The 24,498-nt window shown below is 64.5% G+C and carries 21 protein-coding genes and 1 tRNA gene; 9 read left to right on the plus strand and 13 right to left on the minus strand.

The window, feature by feature from the left end; all coding sequences use genetic code 11:
• Window positions 1–109: 109 nt before the first annotated feature.
• A tRNA-Leu gene (locus G4D79_RS19225) sits at window positions 110–195 on the minus strand.
• A gap of 118 nt (window positions 196–313) precedes the next feature.
• Between G4D79_RS19225 and G4D79_RS19230 the strand changes: the two genes are divergently transcribed.
• The gene (locus tag G4D79_RS19230) at window positions 314–1,666 is read left to right on the plus strand and encodes a M20/M25/M40 family metallo-hydrolase (RefSeq protein ID WP_003946170.1); all 1,353 of its coding nucleotides are present in this window, start codon (window positions 314–316) and stop codon (window positions 1,664–1,666) included.
• Between the two features lie 65 nt (window positions 1,667–1,731).
• Window positions 1,732–2,268, plus strand: coding sequence for a YbhB/YbcL family Raf kinase inhibitor-like protein (locus tag G4D79_RS19235; RefSeq protein WP_007733394.1), 537 nt, complete (start codon window positions 1,732–1,734; stop codon window positions 2,266–2,268).
• 58 nt (window positions 2,269–2,326) lie between these two features.
• Here the strand turns inward: G4D79_RS19235 and G4D79_RS19240 are convergent, their stop codons facing one another.
• The 3 genes from G4D79_RS19240 to G4D79_RS19250 all read right to left on the minus strand — a co-directional run bounded on the left by G4D79_RS19240 (window position 2,327) and on the right by G4D79_RS19250 (window position 4,746).
• Window positions 2,327–3,397 carry a quinone-dependent dihydroorotate dehydrogenase gene (locus G4D79_RS19240; RefSeq protein ID WP_099698232.1) on the minus strand — a complete coding sequence of 357 codons (1,071 nt, stop codon included), beginning with the start codon at window positions 3,395–3,397 and terminating at the stop codon, window positions 2,327–2,329.
• Window positions 3,398–3,472: 75 nt separating this feature from the next.
• Window positions 3,473–3,721, minus strand: coding sequence for a DUF5703 family protein (locus G4D79_RS19245; RefSeq protein ID WP_003946171.1), 249 nt, complete (start codon window positions 3,719–3,721; stop codon window positions 3,473–3,475).
• Window positions 3,721–4,746: a YncE family protein gene (locus G4D79_RS19250; RefSeq protein ID WP_099698233.1), complete on the minus strand. Its 1,026-nt coding sequence runs from the start codon at window positions 4,744–4,746 to the stop codon at window positions 3,721–3,723. Before G4D79_RS19250 ends, G4D79_RS19245 begins: the two co-directional genes overlap by 1 nt.
• Window positions 4,747–4,929: 183 nt before the next feature.
• On the opposite strand from G4D79_RS19250, the gene G4D79_RS19255 reads away from it, so the two are divergent.
• Window positions 4,930–5,352, plus strand: a complete 423-nt coding sequence (locus G4D79_RS19255; protein WP_030537527.1) for a hypothetical protein — start codon at window positions 4,930–4,932, stop codon at window positions 5,350–5,352.
• On the opposite strand, the gene G4D79_RS19260 is transcribed toward G4D79_RS19255, so the two are convergent.
• The 5 genes from G4D79_RS19260 to G4D79_RS19280 form a co-directional block, all read right to left on the minus strand.
• Window positions 5,333–6,196 (minus strand): heme ABC transporter ATP-binding protein, encoded by an 864-nt coding sequence (locus G4D79_RS19260; RefSeq protein WP_007733386.1) that lies wholly within the window; start codon window positions 6,194–6,196, stop codon window positions 5,333–5,335. The genes G4D79_RS19255 and G4D79_RS19260 overlap by 20 nt on opposite strands.
• The gene (locus G4D79_RS19265; protein ID WP_030537529.1) at window positions 6,193–7,290 is read right to left on the minus strand and encodes an iron ABC transporter permease; all 1,098 of its coding nucleotides are present in this window, start codon (window positions 7,288–7,290) and stop codon (window positions 6,193–6,195) included. Before G4D79_RS19265 ends, G4D79_RS19260 begins: the two co-directional genes overlap by 4 nt.
• A gap of 63 nt (window positions 7,291–7,353) precedes the next feature.
• Window positions 7,354–8,361 carry a hemin ABC transporter substrate-binding protein gene (locus G4D79_RS19270; RefSeq protein ID WP_042450998.1) on the minus strand — a complete coding sequence of 336 codons (1,008 nt, stop codon included), beginning with the start codon at window positions 8,359–8,361 and terminating at the stop codon, window positions 7,354–7,356.
• Entirely contained in the window at window positions 8,358–9,044 is a 687-nt protein-coding gene (locus G4D79_RS19275) for a heme oxygenase (biliverdin-producing) (protein ID WP_003946162.1), read from the minus strand. Before G4D79_RS19275 ends, G4D79_RS19270 begins: the two co-directional genes overlap by 4 nt.
• A gap of 92 nt (window positions 9,045–9,136) precedes the next feature.
• Window positions 9,137–10,072, minus strand: coding sequence for an aldo/keto reductase (locus G4D79_RS19280; protein WP_003946175.1), 936 nt, complete (start codon window positions 10,070–10,072; stop codon window positions 9,137–9,139).
• 228 nt (window positions 10,073–10,300) lie between these two features.
• Here G4D79_RS19280 and G4D79_RS19285 point away from each other — a divergent pair, with 228 nt between their 5' ends.
• From G4D79_RS19285 to G4D79_RS19300, 4 genes are read left to right on the plus strand one after another with little or no spacing between them, the layout of a single operon-like run.
• Window positions 10,301–11,146, plus strand: coding sequence for an undecaprenyl-diphosphate phosphatase (locus tag G4D79_RS19285; protein ID WP_030537531.1), 846 nt, complete (start codon window positions 10,301–10,303; stop codon window positions 11,144–11,146).
• A gap of 58 nt (window positions 11,147–11,204) precedes the next feature.
• Window positions 11,205–11,900, plus strand: a complete 696-nt coding sequence (locus G4D79_RS19290) for a histidine phosphatase family protein (protein ID WP_003946173.1) — start codon at window positions 11,205–11,207, stop codon at window positions 11,898–11,900.
• Window positions 11,901–11,955: 55 nt separating this feature from the next.
• Entirely contained in the window at window positions 11,956–12,555 is a 600-nt protein-coding gene (locus tag G4D79_RS19295; protein WP_003946200.1) for a DUF3090 domain-containing protein, read from the plus strand.
• A 4-nt stretch (window positions 12,556–12,559) separates the two neighbouring features.
• A complete protein-coding gene (locus tag G4D79_RS19300; RefSeq protein WP_099698234.1) occupies window positions 12,560–13,366 on the plus strand; it encodes an SCO1664 family protein in 807 nt (268 codons plus the stop codon).
• Here the strand turns inward: G4D79_RS19300 and G4D79_RS19305 are convergent.
• The gene (locus G4D79_RS19305; RefSeq protein ID WP_042450996.1) at window positions 13,363–13,821 is read right to left on the minus strand and encodes a MarR family winged helix-turn-helix transcriptional regulator; all 459 of its coding nucleotides are present in this window, start codon (window positions 13,819–13,821) and stop codon (window positions 13,363–13,365) included. The genes G4D79_RS19300 and G4D79_RS19305 overlap by 4 nt on opposite strands.
• 127 nt (window positions 13,822–13,948) lie before the next feature.
• On the opposite strand from G4D79_RS19305, the gene G4D79_RS19310 reads away from it, so the two are divergent.
• Together G4D79_RS19310 and mshC are read left to right on the plus strand one after the other, a co-directional pair.
• On the plus strand, window positions 13,949–16,039 hold the full coding sequence (locus tag G4D79_RS19310) for an MMPL family transporter (protein ID WP_371746460.1): 2,091 nt from the start codon (window positions 13,949–13,951) through the stop codon (window positions 16,037–16,039).
• A 10-nt stretch (window positions 16,040–16,049) separates the two neighbouring features.
• Window positions 16,050–17,291: a cysteine--1-D-myo-inosityl 2-amino-2-deoxy-alpha-D-glucopyranoside ligase gene (gene mshC, locus G4D79_RS19315; protein ID WP_214514284.1), complete on the plus strand. Its 1,242-nt coding sequence runs from the start codon at window positions 16,050–16,052 to the stop codon at window positions 17,289–17,291.
• 57 nt (window positions 17,292–17,348) lie between these two features.
• Here mshC and G4D79_RS19320 read toward each other — a convergent pair whose 3' ends face one another.
• The 3 genes from G4D79_RS19320 to G4D79_RS19330 are packed head-to-tail and all read right to left on the minus strand — an operon-like array spanning window position 17,349 to window position 24,465.
• Window positions 17,349–21,524: a TIGR02680 family protein gene (locus G4D79_RS19320; RefSeq protein WP_099698236.1), complete on the minus strand. Its 4,176-nt coding sequence runs from the start codon at window positions 21,522–21,524 to the stop codon at window positions 17,349–17,351.
• Window positions 21,521–22,963, minus strand: coding sequence for a TIGR02678 family protein (locus G4D79_RS19325; RefSeq protein WP_099698237.1), 1,443 nt, complete (start codon window positions 22,961–22,963; stop codon window positions 21,521–21,523). The genes G4D79_RS19320 and G4D79_RS19325 overlap by 4 nt, the downstream gene beginning before the upstream one ends.
• A complete protein-coding gene (locus tag G4D79_RS19330; protein WP_007733760.1) occupies window positions 22,960–24,465 on the minus strand; it encodes a TIGR02677 family protein in 1,506 nt (501 codons plus the stop codon). The genes G4D79_RS19325 and G4D79_RS19330 overlap by 4 nt, the downstream gene beginning before the upstream one ends.
• Window positions 24,466–24,498: the final 33 nt, after the last annotated feature.

Here is a 24,498-nt window from a genome sequence, read left to right on the forward strand (position 1 = left end):
CCAAATCGCCCCACTGCTGTGCGCCTTTATTAACCGCCGGGGGTTAATAAAGGCGCACAGCAAAAAGACCCCAGCCTGATCAGGCTGGGGTCTTTTTGCTGTATTCGAGTGTCCGAGGGGGGACTTGAACCCCCACGTCCGTTAATAGGACACTAGCACCTCAAGCTAGCGCGTCTGCCATTCCGCCACTCGGACTCGGCCCCGATTTCTCGGTGCTGGGAAAGAGTATCCGATTAGGTGAGCTGCCCCAAATCGCCAGGTTGCGGGGCATTCCGGTCGCCCGCGTCGTTTGATTCGATGGTAGGAAAGTGGAATGACCACAACCCCGAATAATCCGAATCCGAGCAGAGCCGAAGCAGAAGTAGTCGAACTGGTCAGTTCCCTCATCCGCTTCGACACCTCGAACACGGGAGAACTCGAAACCACCAAAGGCGAGCGTGCGTGCGCGGAGTGGGTTGCCGCGCAGCTTCAAGAAGTCGGTTACGAGACGGAATACGTCGAGTCCGGAGCACCCGGCCGTGGGAATGTCTTTGCTCGCTTGAAGGGAGCCGAGTCGGGTCGTGGTGCGTTGATGCTTCACGGTCACCTCGACGTAGTTCCGGCCGAGCCCGCCGACTGGAGCGTCCATCCCTTTGCCGGCACCGTCCAGGACGGTTACGTCTGGGGGCGCGGCGCCGTGGACATGAAGGACATGGTCGGGATGATCCTGGCCCTCGCCAGACAGTTCAAGGCGGAAGGCGTCGTACCGCCGCGTGATCTGGTGTTCGCCTTCGTGGCGGACGAGGAAGCTGGCGGAAAGTACGGATGCCAGTGGCTGGTCGAGCACCGCCCGGATCTGTTCGAGGGAGTGACCGAGGCCGTGGGTGAGGTCGGCGGTTTCTCGCTGACGGTTCCGCGGCCTGACGGAACCGACCGCCGGCTCTACCTCGTGGAGACTGCGGAAAAGGGCCTAGGTTGGATGCGTCTGACTGCCAAGGGACGCGCCGGGCACGGCTCCTTCCTCCACGACGACAACGCGGTCGCGACACTCGCCGGCGCGGTCTCGAGGCTTGCTGCCCACCAGTTCCCGATCGTGATCTCTGATTCGGTCGCGGAGTTCCTGACCGCCGTCGGCGAGGAGACCGGATTGGACTTCGATCCGGGATCACCCGACATCGACGGGACTCTCGCGAAGTTGGGGACGATCGCCAACATCATCGGGGCGACGTTCCGTGACACGGCGAACCCGACGATGCTCAAGGCCGGATACAAGGCGAACGTCATTCCGCAGACTGCCGAGGCGGTCTTCGACTGCCGCGTGCTGCCGGGAAGGCAGGCCGAATTCGAGCGCACGGTGGACCAACTGATCGGTCCCGACGTGACCCGCGAGTGGATCACCAAGCTGGATTCGTACGAAACAACGTTCGACGGCCACCTCGTAGACGCCATGAACGAGGCGATCCTCGCCCACGATCCGGAGGCTCGCACAGTTCCGTACATGCTCTCCGGCGGAACCGACGCGAAGGCATTCGCGAAACTGGGCATTCGCTGCTTCGGCTTCGCGCCGTTGCAGTTGCCGCCCGAGCTGGATTTCAGCGCGCTGTTCCACGGCGTCGACGAGCGCGTTCCGGTGGACGCACTACTGTTCGGGACACGTGTTCTGGAACATTTCCTGCTCAATTCCTGACGAGCACGTAGATAGATCCGTGAGCTCGACGCACATCGAGCTCTCTTGTCACAGAAAGGATTCGCATGGCGCACGATCCGTACGAACCATTGCCGAAGTTGCCGAGTTTCGAGCTGACCAGTGACGACATCACTGCGGGCCAGCCGCTGAAGCTTGCTCAGGCCAGTGGAGCCTTCGGTGTCCCCGGTGGCGAAGACATCTCACCTCAGCTTTCGTGGTCCGGCTTTCCAGCCGAGACGAAGAGCTTCGTCGTGACGGTGTTCGATCCGGACGCACCGACTGCGTCGGGGTTCTGGCACTGGGCCGTGGCGAACATCCCCGCTTCCGTCACCGAGCTCCCCGCCGGTGCCGGCGCGGCGGACAGCGATGTCCTGCCCGCCGGAACCGTCACCCTCCGCCACGACGGTGGCGGGTTCGGTTTCATCGGTGCAGGCCCGCCTCCCGGGCACGGTCCGCATCGCTACATCGTGGCGGTGCATGCCCTCGACGTGGAGACGCTCGACGGAGTCACCCCTGATTCGTCGCCGGCGTTCCTCGGTTTCAACGTGTTCCATCACGCGATTGCGCGTGCAACCCTGACCGGGACGTTCGAGGTCGAATAGTCACTATGCTGTGCGCCTTTATTAACCGCGGGCGGTTAATAAAGGCGCACAGCACTCTCTAGCGAGGGTTCTCAGCTCCCACAGCCTGGGCGATCGACGAGAAACCCGCTGCGCGGACCCGCTTGGCTATCCCCTTGTGGATGCTGCGAGCCCAGAACGGTCCGCCGTAGATGAAGCCGGTGTATCCCTGCACCAGCGTCGCGCCGGCGAGGATCCGTTCCCACGCCTGATCGGCCGTCTCGATACCGCCGACCGAGATGATGGTCATCTTGTCGCCCACTCGGACGTACAGGCGCCGAAGTACTTCGAGTGAGCGCTCGGCGACCGGTGCACCGGACAGCCCGCCTGCGCCGAGTGCAGCTACCTCGGCGTCCGGGGTCTTCAAACCGTCGCGACGGATCGTGGTGTTGGTCGCGACGATTCCGGCAAGCCCGAGTTCGATTGCCAGATCGGCGACCGCGTCGACGTCCTCGTCCGAGAGGTCGGGCGCGATCTTCACCAGTACCGGCACGCTGACGGTGTCGAGCACGGCCTGCAGGATCGGGCGCAGTGATTCGACGGCCTGCAGATCACGGAGTCCGGGCGTGTTCGGCGAGCTGACATTCACGACCATGAAGTCGGCCAGCGGACCCAGAAGCTGCGCGCTGGCGGTGTAGTCGGCAGCGGCGTCGGCGGCTTCGACGATCTTGGTCTTGCCGATGTTGGCACCGATCGGCACCGTGACGCGGCGCTGTCGCAGGAAATTCGCCGCGTGACCAGCGCCGTGGTTGTTGAAGCCCATCCGGTTGATCAGAGCGCGGTCGGCCGGAAGACGGAAGAGACGCGGCGCGGGGTTACCGGGCTGAGCCTGGGCCGTCACTGTTCCGACCTCGGCGAAACCGAATCCCAACGGGCCCCAGGCGTCGACTCCGGTGGCGTCCTTGTCGAATCCTGCGGCCAGGCCGAGAGGTGCCGGGAACGCCAGACCGAAAGCCTGACTGCGCAGAACCGGGTCGTCGACGACAAGGACTTTTGCGACCAGCCAGCGAAGGGGAGCGAACCGTGTCACCAGTTTCATCGCGGTGAAGGCAATGTGGTGGATGCGTTCCGGTGGGACCCGGAACATCAGGCTCAGCAGCAGTTGGTACACGATTCTCCAGCTCTTCGATGGTGTGATTTTGTCAGCGGTTTCGACAGCGGCGGGCCCTGGTCGTCTGTTGGACGATCAGTGCTGAATGCCGTCCGGATCGGTCACGTGCAGCGGCGTCTTCTTTCGCTTGAGGAGCACGCGACGACTGCCGTCGGGGTAGAGACGGACTCGGGAGAGTTCCCATCCGCCGAACTCGGCGGAGATCGCCAGACGCATCGACGCCGTGACCCGCGAAACGTTCGGCGGTAGTCGAAGGGGCACATAGTCGAACTTGTCGTCCGACGTCTCCCACTGCGCGGGGATCCCGCGCGTACGCTTTTCCATCAGTTCTCCCGTGACGGGATGACCTGCAGCCCGTCACCGGTTGCCGATCCGACGATCAGATTGCCGTTGGAAGAGTCTACGGCCAACGAATTCGGCTGTCGCACCGTCTTGAACCGTCCGGTCTCCACGGGGATGCCGGACGACAGATCGAAGCCGACCACTTCGTTGGTCGCGGTCAGTGTCACCCACACCCGATCCGCGGCCTCGTCGTAGGCGACGGCGTATGGCGACTCGCCGACGGGGTAGCGCTGGTGCATCAGGAGCGGATCGGCAGTGAAGACGAGCAGTTCGTTCCCGGTGGTGTCGGTGACAAGGATGCGTCCGAAGCGATCGGTGGCCAGATGAGTTGCGCCCTCACCGGCGCGAAGAGCGACGCCGAGTTTGCCGTCTTCGAGATTGATCGCCGTCAGCGAGGTCTGACGGTGATCGAGGGCGCTCAGGTTGTCGCCGGTGACCGCGAGTTCGTCGACGGATGCGAATCCCGAAACCGTCTGTGACTGATCGGTCTTCGGGTCGACGATGTGAACTGAACCATTGTCCGTGCCGATCGCGATGCGGCCGTCGTTGAGTTCGACCGCTGAATTCGCCTGCCCGTCGACCGGGATGGACATCTGTTCGCCCGAAGTCAGATTCAGCTTCACTACCTGGCGATCCATCGACAGAAGAGCGCTACCGTCAGAGCCGATCGAAACGTCGCGTACGTCTGAATCCAGAGCTATCGGACGACCTGCGGAGGCGGGGTCGGCGCCGGCCAAACTGTCCGTAGGAACGACCAGCACCGAACGGGGGTCGTTGGCAACCACTAGAGCGCTGCGCGTGATCGGATCGAATGTGATGGAATCGATCAGACCTGAATACGGGTGAACCACGCCGTCCGGGGTACTGGTGGTGGCCGGTGAGACCGCTGCCGTTGCGGGATCGATCGTGATGAGGTCGTCTCCGCCATCTCCGGAAGAACATCCTGTGACCAGCAGAACCGCCGCCCCCATTGCTGCTGCAGTGGTGCGGATCCCTAGGCGAGCCATGTGTAGTTCCTCTTTTTCTTGTCATCTGTTCTTCACGCAGTGCGACTGTCATCGATCATCCCTGATCGCAGTCGGGCGCCGTTCATCGCGTCGAGGAACTACCGACCATTCCGCTCACACCCTTGACGCGATACCGTACGAACAGCGATTGCGGTTGACGCTGCAATCACCGAGGAGATCATTGTGATTCCCACAGAACCCACCGATTCCGGCGCGCAGTCGCCCGAACCGGCGCGGCCGGGCTTCGAGATCGAGGACCTCACCGTCGGCGCTCACGCACACGGTTTCGGCAGGTCCGACGGTCGAACTTTCGCGTTCCGCGTACGAAAGAGCATGCTGTTCGTCGAGGTATACGGCGAATACTGCGAGCACAGTGTGCCGACCCCTGCAGACGTTGTCGCCACCGCGGAGCGATCGGTGACCGACATCGATCTGACCGACGAGCGAAGCATCGCCGGTGTGGTCCGCGACGCAGTTCTGTCCACGGAGGCTGATTGGTCACAGCCCGGTCCCGGTGACGGAGTTCGTGACGGCGACGGCCGCAGCCTGCCGACGGTGAGAGCCGTCCTGAACAGGCTGGGATCGATCATCGATTCTGTTCGGTGAATTCTCGGCGCGGGATGACCAGGGTTGCTCCGGTTGTCGGATGCGGGAACACCTCGACCGGATAACCGTAGACGCGGGTCAGAAGCTCTTCGTGCAACACCGATTCCGGGGGACCGTCAGCGGCGATGCGGCCGTTTTCGAGCACGACGATCCGATCCGCGTACGCCGCTGCCAACGCGAGGTCGTGCAAAACGACGACGACGGCATCGCCGTCCGCAGCGCGAGCGCGCGCCACGGACATCACCGCCTCCTGGTGTCCGAGATCGAGAGCTGCAGTCGGCTCGTCCAGCAGAATGGTCGACGTTTCCTGTGCCAGTACCCGGGCCAGCGCGACCCGCGCTTGCTCGCCGCCGGACAGCACGGCGAACGGCCGATTGGCGAACCCCTCGACATCGCAGGTCTTCATCGCCGCGGTGATAGCAGCGCCGTCGCGGTCTTCTCGGCGAGTTCCGGTCCATGGCGCACGTCCCATACGAACCACCTGGCGAGCGCTGAACGAAAAACCGATGGTGTGTTTCTGGGGGAGCACCGCGCGTCGGCGCGCCATGTCGATCGGCGACCACTGAGTGAGGTCGGTGCCGTCAACGTCCACCCGCCCAGCGATGACGGGCTGATCACCGGCCAACGCCGCAAGAAGAGTCGACTTACCGGCGCCGTTCGGTCCGACGAGAACGACTAGCTCGCCTGCCCGGACTTCGATGGACACGCCTTCCAGAATCTGCCGACCACCGCGTTCGACGGTGATGTCGCGCGCCTCGAGGGTGACATCACCGACGGCTGGGCTCTTCGGTTCGGGGGTGACGCGGCCGAACAGTTCGCGCCAGTTTCTTACGAGGCTGCTCATGCCCACCCGCCCTGTTGCGCGCGCGTGCGTCGGAGAAGCCAGAAGAAGAAGGGGCCGCCCACCAGAGCGGTCAGCATTCCGAGGGGCAGGTCTGCGTTGTCGATCAGCGACCGCGAGCCCAGATCTGCGACAAGCAGAACCAGTGCGCCGGCGAGGGCGCTCGCCGGAATCAGCGCGCGGTGGCCAGGTCCGACGAGAATGCGCATCAGGTGCGGAACGACCAGACCGACGAAGAGGATGATGCCGGTGAAGGCAACACTCGCCGAGACCAGGAGAGCGACGATCAGTACCGCGAACTGGCGAAGCCGTTCGACGTTGACGCCCAGATGACGGGCCGCGTGTTCACCGAGCGCCAGCAGGTCGAGACGTGGGGCGATCATCATGGTCGCGGCGATCCCGACGACGGTCATCGGCGCCACGATCAGGACTGCGTTCCAGGAAGCGCCGTTGAGTGAGCCGAGTTGCCAGAACACGATCTGATCGCGAGCGGACGGGCTGGCGACGAAGGTGAAGAACGCGATGAGCCCGCCGGCGAACGCGTTGATCGCGACGCCCGTCAGCACCAACGTCACCACTTCGGTTCGGCCTTCGTGCCGAGCCAGCAGGTAGACCGCCGCGGTGGTGACCAGCCCGGCGACGAACGCAGCCGCAGCAACGGCCCAGCCGGCCACGAACGTTCCCCCGACGACGATGACAGCACTCGCGCCAACTGCCGCGCCCGCAGACACTCCGATCACTCCGGGTTCTGCGAGCGGATTGGAGAACACACCCTGCAGGAGCGCACCGGAACATCCCAGCGCCGCGCCGACACAGATGGCGAGCACGACGCGGGGGAAACGAACCTCCCACAAAGTCACTTCACCGCTGGGATGGGCGGGCATCGGACCGAGGTCGAGCCCGATGCGATGCAGGATGCTGCCCAAAACCTCGAGAGGCGACGTCGGAACTTGGCCGATGCACGCCGACAGTACCGCGACGATCACCAGGGCGAGAGTCAAGCTGACCAGAACCGCACTCACCCGCGACCGCGACGCGGGGCCAGACGCCGACTTGTCGGCGCCCCCGACGTCGTGTGAATCCTCGGCTGCGGACACAGTCTTACCTGCTTCGGAACTACCTGTCTCTGTACTCACGAATCAGCACTCACGAATCTTTGCTCACGATCCACCGGGCTCGTAGATCGCTTCGGCGAGTGCCGCCATGACGCGTCCGGTGTTCGGCCCGAAGCTGAGCAGTACTCCGTCCGCCATGTCGACTACTCGTTTGTTCTTTCCAGCCGGCGTCTGAGCGATGCCAGGGACCTTTTCGAGGCCGTCGATTCCGCCGATCGATGCCAATCCGTCCGTCATCATCAGCAGGGCGTCAGGCGCTGCGGCGATGAGCGCTTCGCTGGTGATGGGCACGAACTGTTGTGTGATGCCCGAGGCGGTTCCTGCATCGGTGGCGCCGAGTGCCTCGATCAAGGAATCTGCTCCGGACCCTTCACCGCCGATCATGGTGATGGCCGATCCGCGCATGTAGAGGAATGCGATTTTCAGTGGATCGCCCTCGGTGGGGACCAGATCGCGAGCTCCAGCGATTTCCGATTCGGTCCGATCGACCAGCGCTGCGCCCTGGGCGGGTACGCCGAGCGCGTCGGCGACGGCCTGGAGTTGTCCTGGCACACCCTCGAGTGTTCGGGTCGGATCGAAGAAGACGACGGGAACACCGGCGGCGCGCAACTGATCCTGGACGCTCTTGGGCCCGATACTCGTGTCGGTGAGAACTACGGTGGGATTGAGGTCGAGAATTGCCTCGGTGTTGAGCGATTGGCCGCCGACCGTGACAACCGGCACGTCCGCGACTGCGGGGAACTTGGCGGCGGTGTCGCGGCCGACGAGATTGTCACCGAGGCCGAGCGCCACCGTCGTCGTCGCGAGCGTCCCGTAGCGGTCGGCCGCAACGATCCGGCTGTTGTCGGTGATGGTCACGTCGACGCCGTCGAAGCTCTTCACCGTCACGGGCAGTGTCGCGGTCGGGTTGTCGGACACGGGAACCGGGCTGGAATCTTCGAGTACCGCGGTCCTGGCACCCTGAGATGTCGTCGAAGTGTCGCTGGACCCGCAAGCCACCAGACCGAAACCGGCTGCTGCGACCAGAGCCGCCGCGGCCAAGCGCTTCATCATTTGACGAGGTAGCTCTCGATGTCGCCTTCGAGGTCGGCGAACAAGTCGCCGTTGAGGCGGTACGCCAGATTCACCTCGTCGATGAAACGCTGCTGTTCCTCGGCAGGAATCTGCAGTGCATCCAGATTCGAGCGGTAGTCGTCCTTGAAAGGCTTCGGCTTGGGGATGCCTTCGAAGATGTAGAAGCGAAGTCCGTCGGTCTCGAATCCGTAGGCGCGTTCGAGCATCCGGCGGATGATCTGTCCGCCCGAGAGATCGCCCATGTACCGAAGGTAGTGATGTGCGACGAAGCCGGCAGGCCAGTCGAACGCCACCTCCTTCAGGCGGGCGATGTAGCGCTCGGTTGCCGGCAGTGCCACGAGTTCGTCGCGCCAGTTCGGTCCGCCGAGGAACTCGAGATCGGCCTCGAGTGAAGCCACGCGCAACAGATCCTCGGACAGGAACGGGGCGACCAACTCGTTGTCGGCGTGTGTGCGGCCGGCCTCTTCGAGGCTCGTGTAGACGAGGTACGTCTGTCCCAGAAGTGCGGCGTAGCCAGCCGTGGTCAGCTCACCGCCGAGAAGTGCGCCTACGAATCGCGACTGCTCCGTCTCGCGGTGTGCTGCGTCCGTCTCGGTCTTGATTCGTTCGGAGAAGGCTGGGCCTGCGTCTGCGGAAAGGCTGTCTACGTCGAGCGTGGTCATTGATTCTCCTGAGGCTGTAGTCAAGCGTTGCCTACTAGGTTAGCCTGCCCTCGCCAACGCGATACCTCCGGTATTTCGATCAGCGGGACAGATCAAGCGCTCACATCGTCGAGAGCCGCGGCAATCGCTTTCGGAAGTTCCAATTCTTCGGTTGCCAGTACTCCTGTCAACTGGGCGAGATCACGCGTGCCGACGACGGCGCTGGCCACCCCGGCGCGATCGCGCGCCCAGGCCAGTGCCACCGCCAGTGGGGAAGTACCCAGACCGTCGGCAGCGGTAACGACTGCGTCGACCACCCGGATCGAGGAATCGGTCAGATAGCTCTGCACATCCTGCGAATGTGCTTCGTCGGCGCCGCGGGAATCGACGGGAATGCCGTCGCGGTACTTGCCGGTCAGCACACCGCCCGCGAGGGGTACTGCGGCGAACACTCCGACGCCGTGATGGGCCGCCGCTGCGAACAATTCTTCCTCGACGCCGCGTGCGAGCAACGAGTACTCGGCCTGCGTCGCGGCGAGTGTTGTTGCGCCACCGGCTCCTACGGCCGTCGCGAGCTGCCAGCCGAGGTAGCCGCGAACTCCGACGTACCGCACCTTGCCGCTCGAGACGGCGTAGTCGAGGGTTGCTGCAACCTCGTCGACAGGCGTGAGCGGATCCCAGGTTGCGACCTGCCACATGTCGAGGAAGTCGGTTCCGAGTTCACGAAGAGTCGCGTCGAGCTGGCGGAGCAATCCGCGCCGCGAGCAGTCGACGCGGTCGGTGCCGATCGGTGTGGGGTCGATGCCGGCGCTCGAGCTGATGATGAGTTCGTCACGTGGAACGACGTCGTCGAGCAACTCGGCGAGGATTCGTTGCGCCGCACCGGCGCCGTAGGCGGGCGAGGTGTCGACCAGGGTTCCGCCGGCCTCGGCGAACGCGAGTAGCTGCGCAGCAGCCTCGTCGCCGTCCGTGTCGCGTCCCCATGTCAGTGTGCCGAGCCCAAGTCGCGAGACCCGAAGTCCGCTCGTTCCGACAGATCTGTGCTTCATAACCGCCTGCATCTCGCGCCCGACTCGTGTGCGCAAGTGCGGCACCCGAGAGATCTCACCACGTGCAGACTAGTAGGCGCTCGCCTCGAGTCGGGGTATTCGGACACGGACGTGCCGGGCGCGGCGCGGCGCCGTGGGCCCCGGTAGCGTGGCGCCGGTGAAACGTGAACCCGACACACGAAACCTGTGTGCAGTAACCCCATTCGAATCAGCCGGGATCGGTGAGTGATGGGCGAAGCGATGACCTGGCTCCAGGCCGTGATCCTGGGCCTCGTGCAGGGCTTGACCGAGTTCCTGCCCATCTCGTCTTCCGGACATTTGCGAATCGTGTCGGAGATATTCTTCGGCAGTGACGCCGGCGCGTCGTTCACCGCGGTGACGCAGCTCGGCACCGAGTTGGCGGTCCTGATCTACTTCGCACGCGACATCGTGAGGATCATCACTGCCTGGTTCCGAGGTGTGTTCAATGCCGAGCACCGGGGCGATCTCGATTACCGGATGGGCTGGTACGTCATCATCGGCACCATCCCGGTCGGCATCCTCGGGTTCTTCTTCAAAGACCAGATCCGTACCGGCGCACGCAATCTGTGGCTGATTGCCACGATGCTGATCGTGTTCGCGCTCGTCATCGCTGCTGCCGAGTACTACGGACGCAAGACGCGCCCGATCGAATCGCTCACAGCGCGCGACGGCATCATCATGGGTTCGGCTCAGGCGCTCGCGCTCATCCCGGGTGTCTCACGTTCGGGTGGCACGATCAGTGCCGGCCTTTTCCTCGGACTCACCCGTGAGGCCGCAGCCCGTTACTCGTTCCTGTTGGCGATTCCGGCAGTTCTCGCCTCCGGTTTGTTCAGCCTCCCGGATGCCTTCGAGCCGGCCGGTGAGGGTCTGAACGCGAGCGGTCCGCAGTTGCTGGTGGCAACCGTCATCGCCTTCGCGGTCGGTTACGCAGCGATCGCCTGGCTGCTTCGATTTGTTGTCGATCACTCCATGTACTGGTTCGTCGGATACAGAATCGCTCTCGGCGTAGTCGTCCTTGCGTTGCTGGCCACAGGGGTCGTGTCCGCGACATAGGGCCCGTTTCGACGTCGACCACCCGTCCGTGCGGCCACCGCCCCATTAGGGTTGTGGAATGACAGTTGTCCTACTGCGGCACGGGCGGTCGACGTCCAACACTGCCCATACCCTGGCCGGTCGAACGCCGGGTGTGGAACTCGACGACCACGGCCGGAAACAGGCCGAAGGCGTCGTCGATCGGCTGGTCGGTCTGGACATCGCGGAGATCGTCCGCTCGCCGCTGTTGCGGTGTGAGCAGACGGTCGGCCCCATTGCCGTCGACCGTGGTCTGACGCCGGTGGTCGAGGATCGCCTCATCGAGGTCGATTACGGCGACTGGACGGGTCGCCCGCTCAAGGAACTCTTGGAAGAACCGCTCTGGAAAGTGGTGCAGCGCCACGCTTCCGGTGCAGTGTTTCCCGGCGGTGAAGGGCTGGCCCAGGTACAGGCGCGAGCCGTTGCCGCGATCCGAGAGCACGACGCACGGCTGGCCGAAGAACACGGCAAGGACGTCGTCTGGATCGCGTGCACGCACGGTGACGTCATCAAATCGGTTCTCGCCGACGCGTTTGCGATGCACCTCGATTCGTTCCAGCGCATCGTCGCCGAGCCCGCCTCGGTCAGTGTGATTCGCTACACGGCGACACTGCCGTTCGTTCTTCGCGTCAACGACACCGGAGACGTACTCGCCGCGATCGGTGCGGCGAAGGCCGCGACCAACGGTTCGGCTCCCGCGCAGGAGTCCGTCCCCGGCGGAGAGGTCGGTGCGTGAGCTGTGACGGATAATGGGTATTCAGTGATGTTCTGCTCGAACTCGAGGAGGTGCAATGTCGCGCGCGATTCACGTATTTCGCACTCCTGACCGATTTGTCGCAGGAACGGTGGGCGAACCCGGTGACAGGTCTTTCTATCTCCAGGCCGTGCACGAATCACGGGTGGTGAGTGTGCTGCTCGAGAAGCAGCAGGTTCAGGTCCTCGCCGATCGCATGGGCTTACTCCTCGAAGAGGTACATCGACGCTTCGGAACCGAGGTTCCGCCACAAGCCGACGACGTCTCCGACCTCAGCCCGCTGGTCACACCGCTCGACGCGGAGTTCCGGGTCGGCACGATGGGGCTCGGTTGGGACGCCGATGCCGGGGCGGTCGTCGTGGAGCTGCTTGCCGTCAGCGAGACGGAGTTCGACGAATCGGTTGTCCTCGACGACGCCGACGACGGTCCGGACGCGGTCCGTGTGTTCCTGACTCCGGAGCAAGCGCGCGAGTTTTCGCTGCGGTCCGAACGCGTCATCGCGGCGGGACGCGCGCCGTGCCCGCTGTGTGGTGAACCGTTGGCGCCCGAGGGACACGTCTGCATCCGCACCAATGGGTACCGACGCGGCGAGTCCTTCGGTTTCGCGATCGACGACGCAGACGACGACGAGGTCTGACGTCGTGTCCGAACTTGGTGTGCCGGACGTTCTGCTCGAGGGTGATCTGACTCTGATCGGTCAGATCACCACGGCGAGCAACGCCACGCTGGTATGTGAGTCGACTCTGGGGGAGCAGTCCACCCGTGTGGTCTACAAGCCGGTGCGGGGTGAACGCCCACTGTGGGATTTCCCGGACGGCACTCTGGCGGGGCGTGAGGTCGCGTCGTACCGCGTGTCCGAGGCGCTGGGTTGGGGAGTGATTCCGCGAACAGTGTTGCGGGACGGCCCCTTCGGTCCAGGCATGGTGCAGCGATGGATCGACACCGTCGATCGCCGCGCGGATGGATCTGGCGGACTCGAGATGGTGGACCTGTGCAGTCCCGGCAACGTTCCGCCGGGGTGGTTCGAGGTCCTGCAGGCCTTCGACTCGGAGGGTGAACCAGTCTCCCTGATCCATGCGGACGATCCACGGCTGCAGCGAATGGCCGTTCTGGACGTCCTCATCAACAACGCCGACCGTAAAGGTGGTCACGCCCTCGAGGGCGTCGACGGCTCGGTGTACGGCGTTGATCACGGAATCTGTCTTCACTCGGAGAACAAGCTGCGGACGGTGTTGTGGGGGTGGGCCGGGCAGCCCGTACCCGGTGCTTTGATCGCCGACGTCGCCGAATTCGCGACAACTCTCGACGGGGATCTCGGCGACGAGTTGTCCGAACTGATCACCGAGGAAGAGATCGTGGCTTTGGCGGTGCGGGCGATGCAGTTCGCCGAGTCCGCTGTGATGCCTGAGCCGAACGGCCATCGAACGATTCCCTGGCCGGCCTTCTAGTCGCGAGACGTTTCCTGCTGTTCGCGAGTTGCCGTCAATCCGGGTGAGCGAACCAATCGCAGTAGTTGTTCGCGCAGCGCGGCGACATCCCCGACGCCGACGGTCAACGCCGCATCTTCCTTCTCGAGCGTCAGTAGTCGCTCGTACGTCAGTCTTCCGGCGTCGGTTATCGCGATCACGCGCCGACGCTCGTCCCTCGGATCGGTGTCACGAGTGACGTAACCCGCTCGTTCGAGACGGTCGATCGTGCGGCTCATCGTCTGATCGGTGACGCGGGCGTTCTTCGCGATGTCGCGTTGAGACGCCGCCCCACCGGCGATCGAGTGGAGCACGATCAGGCCCGCGTGCGTCATGTCCTGAGACCGCAAGACCTTCTCCCACGAGTGCTCCACCAGGCGTGCAGCGGTGGACAACAGCCGGCCGGTGGGCCAGTCGTCCAGGCCGTCGCTGCTCATTTTTCTGCCTTCCGTTTGCAATTACTCAGCATGCTGAACAAAATAGTCGGCAAGTCCTCTGCTGCCGATCCCTGGAGACCCAGTGAGCACACCAGTACAAAATCGTCCTGTTCGTCGCCTTCGATGGATTGTGCCAGCTCTCCTCGTGATCGGCTGGCTGGCAATCGGAGGATTCGGCGGTCCGTTCGCCGGAAAGCTCAGCACGGTGCAGCAGAACGACAACACGTCGTTCCTGCCCGCGTCGGCCGAAGCGACCGAGGTGGCAAAGCTTCAGGAGAGCTTCACGGACACGCGCTTCGTGCCGGCCATCATCGTGGCGGAACGACCGGGTGGCCTCGAGCCCGTCGACTCCACCTTCCTTTCCCAGACCGTCGATTCGTTTGTCGGTACCGAAGGATTCGGCGACGCCTCATCGCCGCCGATCCCGTCGGCCGACGGCCAGGCACTCCAGATGTTCCTGCCGGTCGACAGCACGCTCGAAGTCAAGGACAGCGTGAAAGCGCTGCGCGCGGCGCTGGAGTCGAGCCCGGACGGACTGACGGTCAAGGTGACCGGCCCCGCTGGGCAGGTTGCGGATCTGTCGGCGGCATTCGCGGGCATCGACGGATTGCTGTTGTTGGTAGCCGGATCCGTGGTGATCGTGATCCTGATCATCGTCTACCGGAGCCCGATCCTGCCGTTCGTGGTGATCTTTTCGGCGATCTTCGCACTCGGATTGTCGAGCTTGCTCGTGTATCTGCTCGCGGACGCGGACGTCATCGCACTGAACGGTCAGAGCCAGGGCATCCTGTTCATCCTCGTGTTCGGTGCCGCCACCGACTACGCGCTACTTCTGGTCTCTCGCTATCGGGAAGAGCTGCGTATCGAGAAGGACAAGTACGCAGCAATGCGCACTGCGTGGCGCGCGACGCTCGAACCTGTCGCAGCGTCTGCGGGAACGGTCATCGCGGGCGTTCTGTGCCTGTTGCTCTCCGACCTGAACTCGAACCGCGGACTCGGTCCGGTGGCCGCCATCGGTATCGCCGCGTCCTTCCTCGCATCGATGACCTTCCTACCTGCTGTCCTGGTTCTGTTCGGGAGGACGGCGTACTGGCCGACCAAGCCGAAGTTCGATGCCGACCGCGAGCACCACGACGAGGCGAACGATCACCGGTTCTGGGCCGGGCTCGCTGCTCGAATCGGTAGGCATCCGCGCCGCTTCTGGGTGGCGTCGACGCTGGTGCTGGTGATCTTCGCGATGATGATGCCGCAGTTCAAAGCCAGCGGTGTCTCGTCGTCCGACATCTTCTTGCTCGATGTCGATTCGGTTGCAGGCCAGGAGATTCTCGGCGAGCACTTCGACGCGGGTTCGGGTTCACCGGCCGTGGTCATCGCGAATGCAGACCAAGTGGATGCCGTTGCGGCAGCCAGTCGCGTGGAGGGTGTCAGCGACGTAAGCGTCGTGCAGAACGGGGGAGCGCCTCTGGTTGTCGACGGGCGAGTCTCCCTGCAGGCGACGTTGACTGACGCTGCCGACTCGCTCGAGGCCGAAGACACCATCGTGCGACTGCGTGATGCAGTTCACTCAGTGGAGGGCGCCGACGCATTGGTCGGTGGCGTCACTGCGACCGACCTCGACACGAAGACCACCTCGACACGGGACCGGACACTCATCATTCCCGTGGTGATCATCGTGGTGTTCGTGATTCTCTCGCTCTTGCTGCGTTCGCTTCTCGCACCGCTGCTTCTCATGGGCACCGTTGTGCTCTCGTTTGCTGCGACACTGGGCATTTCGTCGCTGGTGTTCGACCACATCTTCGGTTTCCCCGGCGCGGATCCGGTGGTCCCGCTCTTTGCGTTCGTGTTCCTCGTGGCTCTGGGAATCGACTACAACATCTTCCTCATGACGAGGGTGCGTGAGGAAGCGCTGAAGATCGGCACCAGGGCGGGCGCTCTGCGGGGACTCACGGTGACCGGCGGGGTGATCACATCTGCCGGAGTTGTTCTGGCAGCAACCTTCTCGGCGTTGGCGGTGATCCCGCTGTTGTTCCTCGCCCAGATCGCGTTCATCGTGGCGTTCGGTGTCCTGCTCGACGCTCTGATCGTCCGATCCTTGCTGGTCCCGGCCTTGACCTACGACATCGGTCAGAAGATCTGGTGGCCGAGCAAGCTCGCGTCGACGCCCGAACCAGAGCAGGATCAGCCAGCACCTTCCCAGCCTCAGAGCAGTCTCCACTAGGCTCGGCAGCATGCAGTCTTGGTCCGATACCGCATTCCCGTCCGTTCCCGGTCAGGGGCCGCCGTTGCGGCTGTACGACACAGCCGACCGTCAGGTTCGCCCCGTCACCCCGGGCGAGAAGGCGACGATGTACGTCTGCGGCATCACCCCGTACGACGCCACCCACCTCGGCCACGCGGCCACGTACCTCACGTTCGACCTCGTGAACCGCATCTGGCGCGACGCCGGACACGATGTCCACTACGTCCAGAACGTGACCGACGTGGACGACCCGCTGTTCGAGCGAGCCAATCGCGACGGCGAGGACTGGATCGTCCTCGGCATGCGTGAGACGGCACTCTTCCGCGAGGACATGGAAGCGCTGCGTGTGCTTCCGCCGAAGGACTACATCGGCGCCGTCGAATCGGTGAACGAAGTAGTCGAGTTGGTGGAGAAGTTCGTGGCGTCCGGCGCCGCGTACATCGTCGACGACGCGGAGTTCCCCGACGTCTACTTCCGTGCCGACGCGACCGAGCAGTTCGGCTACGAGTCGGGCTACGACCGCGCGACGATGGAGAAGTTCTTTGCCGAACGCGGCGGAGATCCCGATCGCGTCGGAAAGCGCAATCCGCTCGACGCACTTGTCTGGCGTGCGGAGCGTCCGGGCGAGCCCTCGTGGCCCTCACCCTTCGGGCCGGGGCGCCCCGGCTGGCACATCGAATGCGCGGCCATTGCACTCAACCGCATCGGCTCCGGCTTCGACGTCCAGGGCGGTGGCAGCGATCTGATCTTCCCGCACCACGAGTTCTCGGCCGCGCATGCCGAATCGGCAACGGGTGATCGCCGATTCGCGCGGCACTATGTGCACACCGGCATGATCGGTCTCGACGGCGAAAAGATGTCGAAGAGTCGCGGAAACCTGGTCTTCGTCTCCAAGCTGCGCGGCGAGGGGGTGGACCCAGCGGCAATCCGTCTCGGACTGCTGTCCGGCCACTACCGCCAGGATCGCGCGTGGACCGATCAGGTCCTCGCGGATGCTCAGTCGCGCCTGAAGGTGTGGCGCGAGGCAGCAGCTCTCGGTTCTGCGCCGTCTGCCACCGACACTGTTGCGCGTTTGCGTCAGCACCTGGCCGACGATCTCGACACCCCGAAGGCGCTCGACGCGCTCGACGGTTGGGCCCGCCGCGCCATCGAGGGCGGCGGATCCGACACGCAGGCACCCGGCGAGTTCGCCGATGCCGTCGACGCCCTACTGGGTATTTCGCTTCGCTGAACCCCTGCTGTGCGCCTTTATTAACCGCCCGCGCTTAATAAAGGCGCACAGCAGTTTCTAGGCGTAGTCCAACGCACCTTCGGCGGGTGTCGGCACCCGGCGCCGTAGCGGCGAGCCCAATGCCCTCGCCAGATCCGTTCCGTCGTGCTCGGCGAGCAGCTCACCGTTCGACCAGACCAGCAGCGCGGCGCTGACCGCTTGTTCGGCCGTGGAGTGCGCGAGGTCGTAGTGCGCACAGCCGGGGACGTCTGCGTACGTGATCCACAGGTCGTAGCCGGTCATGAAGAGGTCCAGGTCGAACTGAACGCTCAAGCCGAGAAGCTCGCTGCGACCGTTGTCGTCGACACCGGCGAAGGCCTCGTCGAGTGCCAGCAGACGCGGGGCGTGCGGGTCGGCCGAGTCCAACATGACGTGCGCCGCGGCGAACAAAGGAAGGTGCAGCGAGACGGACTGCTCGCCACCGGACAGCGCGCTGTGCCGCGCGACGGTAAGACGGTCTTCCTTGCCCTCACCGCTGATGAGGGTGAACGAGAACACGCGCCATTGACGGTAGTCGAGCGCCGAGGACAGAATCTCCGGGTACGAGCGTTCGGGGTGCGCCGCGCGGGCGGTACGGATCTGCGTCGCGAAATGTGCTCGCAGAGTAGCTAGTTCATCGACGCCGAGGGCCGACGCGTCTCGATCCAGCAGCTTGGAGATTGCCCGCGAGCTGTCGTCGAGGTTGTCGGCGAGCACCCAGTGAACGCCGATGGTATTGCCTGAGGACATCCGCCGCTCACGCATCTCGGTGCCCATCTGTGCGATCAACTCGCGTGCGTCGACCGTGCGCTCGTGGATCTGCTGGGCCAATCCCGTCAACAGGGCATCTTCGAGAATGCGACGCTCGGATTCGGTGAGCAACTGCTCCTGATCGCCGCGAGCGTCGTGGATCCGCGTTGCGAACTCGCCGATCGACGAATAGCCCTGATCGTCCTGGACTCGTACGACGGTCAGCCCATCCGGTGCATCCCACTGCAGACGGTAGTCCTGTCCGGCCGCTGCGAGTTGCGCGTCGAAGTCCTGCAGCGCCGAGGTCAGTGCCGTGCGGGTTGCCTTTCGGGCGCCGTCGGTGACTCGGACTGCCGAGGTCGCAGCCTCGAGCGCTCGGTACAACCTGTCGACGTCTTCGGGGAGGACGGGCGGGTGGGCTGCGTCCTCGCTGCGATCTTCGTTCTGGATGCGGTAGACCAACTGATCGGGGCTCATCCACGCCGCTGAACTTGCCGGCCAGCTCAGATGTTCCTTGACGCCCAACAACTCGAGAAGGTCCGGGCGCGCGTAGGGTGCGAGTCGCTCTGCATCACTGCGGGTTTCGGTCAGGGTGTGACGCAAAGTCTCCACGGCGGTGTTGTACGCACCCTCCGCCGTGCCGATCTGGAGGACGGCGGCGTCGTACGCCTTTCGCGCCGCACGCTGTTCGACCTTGCATTCTTCGATCTTCGCGCGGGCTTTTGCCAGGTCCAGGTCGATCTGCTCGGCGCTGGCACCGAGGGTGTCGCGCAGCGTCTCGAGACGCTGCACCTGCTGGAGCAGACTCTCCTCGGCGATGGCGGCTTCCTCGGCGAATTCCTCCGCATTGGCGCGTGATTCGTCGAGACGGTCGCGAGACTCGCGTTCGAGTTCGACTTCCTTGGCATGCTCCCGTCGGCAGCGCAGCGCCAGTTCGCCCTGCTTCTCGAAATGACGGATCGCCGCCGCGAGGGAGTCGAGTTCACGGCCGATATGCGGCGTCCGGTGCTGCGACGCCGTCGCTCGGAGTTGCTTTTCCTTCGCCGCGAGATCAGCGATCGCCGCATCGAGTTCGCGTTGTGCCGTTTCCGTGGCCTCCGAGCGAGTACGGAGTGCGCCGGCGGATTCGGTGACCGTCTTGAGTGCGCGCAGGATCGAACCTGTCTTCGGCAATTCCTTTGCCGCAGAGTTGATCCGGCTCAGTTGCTCGTTGGTCTGCGCCACCAGTGCCTTGGCCGTATCGACTGCCGCGGCAAGTTCTTCCAGAGCCGCGTCGATCTCGGTGATCCGAGCCTCGCGTCGACGCGCCCGTGCTGTGGTGCCGATGTACTCGGCGTCGGCCTTGACGTGCCGGCCACGCGCGACGCCCTGCCAGAAGCGGCCGTCGACGCCGATCGCGACGCTTGCGTCGGAGTCGCCCGGCGCCTCGACGAGACTGATCGACGCGAGAATGTCCTGTACCCGAGCGTCGGGTACGTCGGCATTGCCTTCGACCTCGAGGACGTCGCCCAGCGTTCGTCCCTTCGGACGCTGCTTGACGGGCAGAGCCGTCAGGAACTGCTCGCTGACGTGCTCGGGAATCTTCTCGTCCGGGCAGACCCAGCCGTCGAGCAGATTTGCCGCCTGGAGTGCGGATTCGATTCCCGTGGCCACGTCTGGTTCGACGGAATCGGCGAAGCGCACCAACTGCCACAGCGGTGCACCACCCAGTTCACTGCGGTTGTCGGAGCGTGCGTGGAAGGCAGGCGGAGCGTCGTCGTGTTCCGCGGAGACGGCCTTGCGCTCGGATTTGAGAGCCGCGATGGAGGCGTGTGAGGCAGATATTTCAGCTTCGGCCTCACGTCGACGCTCGCGCAGCGTCTCGGTGCCGGCTTCGGTGTGCTCGGCGAGAACTGCGGACAGCGCCGGAGCGTCTTCGTCGCCGACTTCGGCGAGCGCCGCGTCGAGAGCCTCGAACAGCGACGTGTCGGCGCCGACAGCCGAAAACAGGGAGGAGTGATCGGTCCACCACGCGCGCAGCCCGCTGGCGCACTGACTGCGTGCGAGTTCCACGGCAGCTTCGCCCTCGAGTACAGCCGCCTTGGACGCTTCGAGCAGCTCTTGTCCACGGCGAGAGCTGTTTTCGGCCCGGGTTCGTTCGGTCGCCGCCTTCTCGACGGTCGCCAGTGCGGTGCGGACGACGCGTACGTCACCGTCACGCTCCTCGGCATGGCCACGGACTGCTGCCGTGATCTGGTCACTGCGTGAGCCGTCGGGCAGGGGAGTCCAGACGATGCCGGCGTCCTCGGCTGCTGCCTGAAGTTCGTCCTCGGCGCGCGAGAGTGCTTCGGCCGCACGCTTGACCGACGATGCAGCCTTGTCGGCTTCGTCGCCGCGTTGAGCGAGTGCGGCCTGCGCTTTCCGGGACTTGTCTGCCTGCTGCTCGGTCGAGAGCTTGAGCGTCGCGACGGCCTGGGCGAGGTCGTCGAGTTGCTGTTTGCCTTCGTACGCGCTCGAGCGTTGCAGTGCTTCGACATTGGCGCGCGCGTTCTCGAGTGCCTGCTCGGCCTGGTTGAAGCGCTCCTCGGCTGCTGCCCGCGCCTCACGGCTGCGGGTCTGGGCGAGCGACGACTCGTCCATGGCGGCAACACCTCTGGTGACCGCTGCGAGGCGGGTGCTGACCTGTTCGATCTCTCCGCGAGACTGCTGACGCAGGTACTTGGTGTAGACCCCGATGAAACTCTGGGCTGCCTGATCGGCGGCCGCGAGCCCCTCGAGCGCGCGGCCGACTTCCTCCATGTCGCTGAACGAACGCGCAGCTTCGAGGACCAACTGATCGTCGAGTGGACGGAGACCGTCGGTGAGTGCCTGCGAAAGGCCCTTCGGGTCGAGGTTCTTCGCGAGCTGGGGACGGCGAAGCGTGAGAATGAGATTGATCAGCTGGTCGTAGCGCTGCACTCCGAGACCGAACATTCGCGCGTCGATGGCTGTGCGGTAGTCGAGGGGACGGTCGGTGATGGAATCGCTGCCGAGTTGTTCGGCCAACTGCTTCTTGGTGAGAGGACGATCGTCGTTGCCGATCAGCGAGAAGTCGACCCCGACGCGGCCGTCGGCGACGAAGTACCAGCGGGTGACCTTGTCGTTGGTGCGTGTTGCGCGCATGCCGATTCCCACGGTCACCGACTCGGGATCTTCGAGGGAGCCGCGGCAGAACTCCATCCACACGTAGGAGTGCGCGCTGTCCTGGCCCCGGTAGAGCAGGTTGGACTTCATCGTGCGCTCTTCACCGGCGAACGGGTTGAGGCGCCGCGGTTCGATGCGGCCGTCGAAGACGAACGGGAACAGGACCTCGAGGGCCTTGGTCTTGCCGGATCCGTTGGGTCCCCGCAGAACCAGTCGACCGTCGGCGAACGAGAACTCTTGGTCTCGGTAATCCCAGAGGTTGATGATTCCAGCCCGAGTAGGTCGGAAGCGGGCGTTGCTCATACGTTCTCTACCTCTGATAGTTCGCCGTTGGGGGAAGGTTCGGGGCCGAATTCGTCGACCGGATCCGGTGCGGAGTTGTCCACCGCGAAGTCGATCTGAGGATCGCGTTCGCGCACGGAGACCACGACATCGCGGTACCGGGCAAGGACGGGCAACACCAGTACGCCGCCGTCGACCGCATGCGTCAGGCGCAGACGTTGCAGCAACCCGAGCGCCTGCTTGCGCAGCCCGTTGTGATCGGCCTGCCACTGCGCCGCGAAAGTTCGCCCGAACTGGTCCACCAACTCGGTGACCTTGTCAGCGAGCCAGTCGTCGTCGATTTTCGGGTACGTGACGGGTTCCGGTGGCTCGGTCGGTTCGCCGGCAGGAAGCGGGAATTCTTCTTCCTCGTCGGCGAGGTCCTCGAAGATCCCGGCCTCGGGGATGGCGGCATCGAGTTGTTCGATCAGGTGATCGTCCGACACGTGCGGGATCGGAAGTTTCGGCAGTTCGGGAGCGTCGACGTCGAGTACGCGGTCGGCAATCTCGCCGGCCAGGAGAAGTGCCACCTGAGCGATCGTTCCGGTGCTCGGGAAGCGGACGTCGGAGAGGCGACCGGTGGGATCGATCAACGCGATTCCCTCGGCGCGGCGCTCGGCCACCAACCCCGTCAGTAGTTCGACTTCCGACGCGGTCTTGGGCTGCGCCAACGCGATCAATTCGTGCTGATCGAGTTCACCGGCCAGTACGACCGGGCGCTCGACGAGTGCCCGACGTACTCGGCGTCCGATCTCTTTCGCGTCCACGGGAATTCCGTCGTCCTCGGAGGCGCTCGAGGTCTCGACGGCCAGGAGTCCGCGGATGGAGTGTAGGTGCTGCAGGGCGCGCGGTGGACGGAACAGCGCTACGACGACGGAACGGTCGATGTCGTAGAGCGCTTCTCCCGCTTCGGGATTGGACGCCCAGCCGTTTGCGTCACCGTCGGCGAGGGCGATGGCGCCTCTGACTCCGAGCCAGCCCACTGCGTCGACGAAGGCGTCGCGGTCGGACGCGCGATCGGTGGAGAGTTCGACGCCGTCGACCTGCGCGGCGTCGGCCGCGACGTGATCGGCCAACTCCGACAACGTGATCTGGTTTCCGGCGCGGCCCAATGCGGCCAGGCACAACGCCAGGTAGGCGTAGCGCGTGCGATCGAAGGTTCGCTCGGAGGCAGTTCTGGCCGGTGCCGACGGGTTGAGTCGATCCGACACCGTGAACAGGCGCGCGGTGGTCTCCGTCACCTCGAGGCGGTAGCCGAACAGTTCGAGTAGGTCGTCACGCAGCTCGGTGGCCCAACGGCGCAAGAGCGGCAACGCAATTCGATCCGGGTACGTCGAGGTGATCAGGTGGTTGGACAGGATCACTCGCGCCGCGCGTTGATACGAATCGAGGGCAAGGGGCGTGATCTCGCGAGCTCTCATCGAACACTGACCTCGATGCCGTCGAGGTGCATACGCCCGCGGGCGGTCTTGATGGTGGTCGAACCGTCCGAGGGACTGAGTGTCAGCTTCACCCCGTTCTCGCTACCGGTGGAGCTCTTGACGCGTCCCACCACCGGAACGCGCGCGGTCAGTGCTGCATTGAGCAGACTCAGCAAAACTTCGGTCTCCTGCTCGTTGAGTTCGCGCTGATAAACACCGTTCGACGCGAGGGATTGCGCCGCGGCACTGCGCGTACGTTGCGCCGCCAACTGCTCTTCGCGCAGGCGGCGGATGCTGCCGTCGTTGCGGGCGACTTTGCTCGGCAAGCCGGGTGAGGGCGGGCGGCCGGTTTCGGCGAGTGTTCGCGCGATCTCGACCGGCGGTGCCTCCCACCACGAGCGTGAGTGCGAAATAATGTCGGCGTCCGGATGCACCATCGAGAGATGGCGTGGACGACCGAGGTCGAACACTGCCTGGAACAGAGCATGAGCTGCGTCTTCGGACGGCGTGGCGGCGAACCAGCCGGCGAGGTGCCGGAGCTGGCTCTCACGGCTGACGCCGCCGCGACGGGTTTCCGTGACGCGGCGAAGGAGCGCCAGAACCGCGGCGATCGCGCTCATCGTGCCCTCACGTAGACGCTCGGACTCGCTGATCCCCGATTCCGCGGAGACGAACCAGGCGGTCAATCCTCGCCAGCGCGCAGCCCAGTCGTCCTCGCGTTCGGTGATCGGGACGAACACCCGTTCGTCACTGGCGGCGGCGAGGCGGATCATGCGATCGACCCCGGTGGATTCGACGTGCTCGATCGCTTCCTTGAGCTTGGGGGCGTAGCGAGCCAGATCGGAGCTGAACTCCCGCATGTGCGTGAGCAGTGCGTCCTTGTGCGTGAGGAAAGCCTGCGGAGTGATCTCCGTGGTCCGTACGAGGTCGCCGAGGGTGAGATAGAAGTGCGCGGCTCGATCGGCCATGTCGGAGAGTGTCGAGTCGAGGCGCTTGAGCTTGCGGAAGATCAGATCGCCGTCGGAGCTTCGGTTGGCCTCGGCGAGTTCGGACATGTCTGCGAGCAGGTCCGGCAGAGCGAGACGCGAGAGCGACGCCGAGTCCAGGCGTGCGGCGAGAACGTCCTCGACCGATCGATAGACCTGGTATCCGGCCTGACCGAACTGGTAGACGAAGTGGCGATTGCGGTACTCGGCCAGCGTGGCCGCGCGGGTGCCGTCGTAGCTGCGCTCGAGGATCTCCCACACGTGGAGCTGATCCAACAGGGGAGTGACCTCTGCTGCCGACAGATCGGCCGCCGGATCCGATCCACCGATCTTCTCGAGGATGTGCGCGACGGCTCCGGCATGCAGCAGGACGGTGTAGTTGGCGCGAGCATGGTCGAAGGCACGAAGTACCCAGAGGTACTCGGCCCGTTTTTCCGCGATCGTGAACGAAAACAGCTTCAGTCGATTGGTGTCGGCGTACGCGGCGTAATCGGGCGCACTCGTTTCTTCCACCATGACAGGGTAGGCGAGAGACGCCCCCTCTTTTTC

It is taken from the genome of Rhodococcus sp. WY5 (assembly GCF_018588185.1).
Taxonomy (GTDB): domain Bacteria; phylum Actinomycetota; class Actinomycetes; order Mycobacteriales; family Mycobacteriaceae; genus Rhodococcus_F; species Rhodococcus_F qingshengii.

Bases quoted from the DNA above. Each gene is read 5' to 3' on its own strand.
- G4D79_RS19230 (WP_003946170.1), top strand. From the start codon at position 314: ATGACCACAACCCCGAATAATCCGAATCCGAGCAGAGCCGAAGCAGAA.
- G4D79_RS19235 (WP_007733394.1), top strand. From the start codon at position 1,732: ATGGCGCACGATCCGTACGAACCATTGCCGAAGTTGCCGAGTTTCGAG.
- G4D79_RS19245 (WP_003946171.1), bottom strand. From the start codon at position 3,721: ATGGAAAAGCGTACGCGCGGGATCCCCGCGCAGTGGGAGACGTCGGAC.
- G4D79_RS19250 (WP_099698233.1), bottom strand. From the start codon at position 4,746: ATGGCTCGCCTAGGGATCCGCACCACTGCAGCAGCAATGGGGGCGGCG.
- G4D79_RS19260 (WP_007733386.1), bottom strand. From the start codon at position 6,196: ATGAGCAGCCTCGTAAGAAACTGGCGCGAACTGTTCGGCCGCGTCACC.
- G4D79_RS19270 (WP_042450998.1), bottom strand. From the start codon at position 8,361: ATGATGAAGCGCTTGGCCGCGGCGGCTCTGGTCGCAGCAGCCGGTTTC.
- G4D79_RS19275 (WP_003946162.1), bottom strand. From the start codon at position 9,044: ATGACCACGCTCGACGTAGACAGCCTTTCCGCAGACGCAGGCCCAGCC.
- G4D79_RS19280 (WP_003946175.1), bottom strand. From the start codon at position 10,072: ATGAAGCACAGATCTGTCGGAACGAGCGGACTTCGGGTCTCGCGACTT.
- G4D79_RS19285 (WP_030537531.1), top strand. From the start codon at position 10,301: ATGGGCGAAGCGATGACCTGGCTCCAGGCCGTGATCCTGGGCCTCGTG.
- G4D79_RS19290 (WP_003946173.1), top strand. From the start codon at position 11,205: ATGACAGTTGTCCTACTGCGGCACGGGCGGTCGACGTCCAACACTGCC.
- G4D79_RS19295 (WP_003946200.1), top strand. From the start codon at position 11,956: ATGTCGCGCGCGATTCACGTATTTCGCACTCCTGACCGATTTGTCGCA.
- G4D79_RS19305 (WP_042450996.1), bottom strand. From the start codon at position 13,821: ATGAGCAGCGACGGCCTGGACGACTGGCCCACCGGCCGGCTGTTGTCC.
- mshC (WP_214514284.1), top strand. From the start codon at position 16,050: ATGCAGTCTTGGTCCGATACCGCATTCCCGTCCGTTCCCGGTCAGGGG.
- G4D79_RS19320 (WP_099698236.1), bottom strand. From the start codon at position 21,524: ATGAGCAACGCCCGCTTCCGACCTACTCGGGCTGGAATCATCAACCTC.
- G4D79_RS19325 (WP_099698237.1), bottom strand. From the start codon at position 22,963: ATGAGAGCTCGCGAGATCACGCCCCTTGCCCTCGATTCGTATCAACGC.
- G4D79_RS19330 (WP_007733760.1), bottom strand. From the start codon at position 24,465: ATGGTGGAAGAAACGAGTGCGCCCGATTACGCCGCGTACGCCGACACC.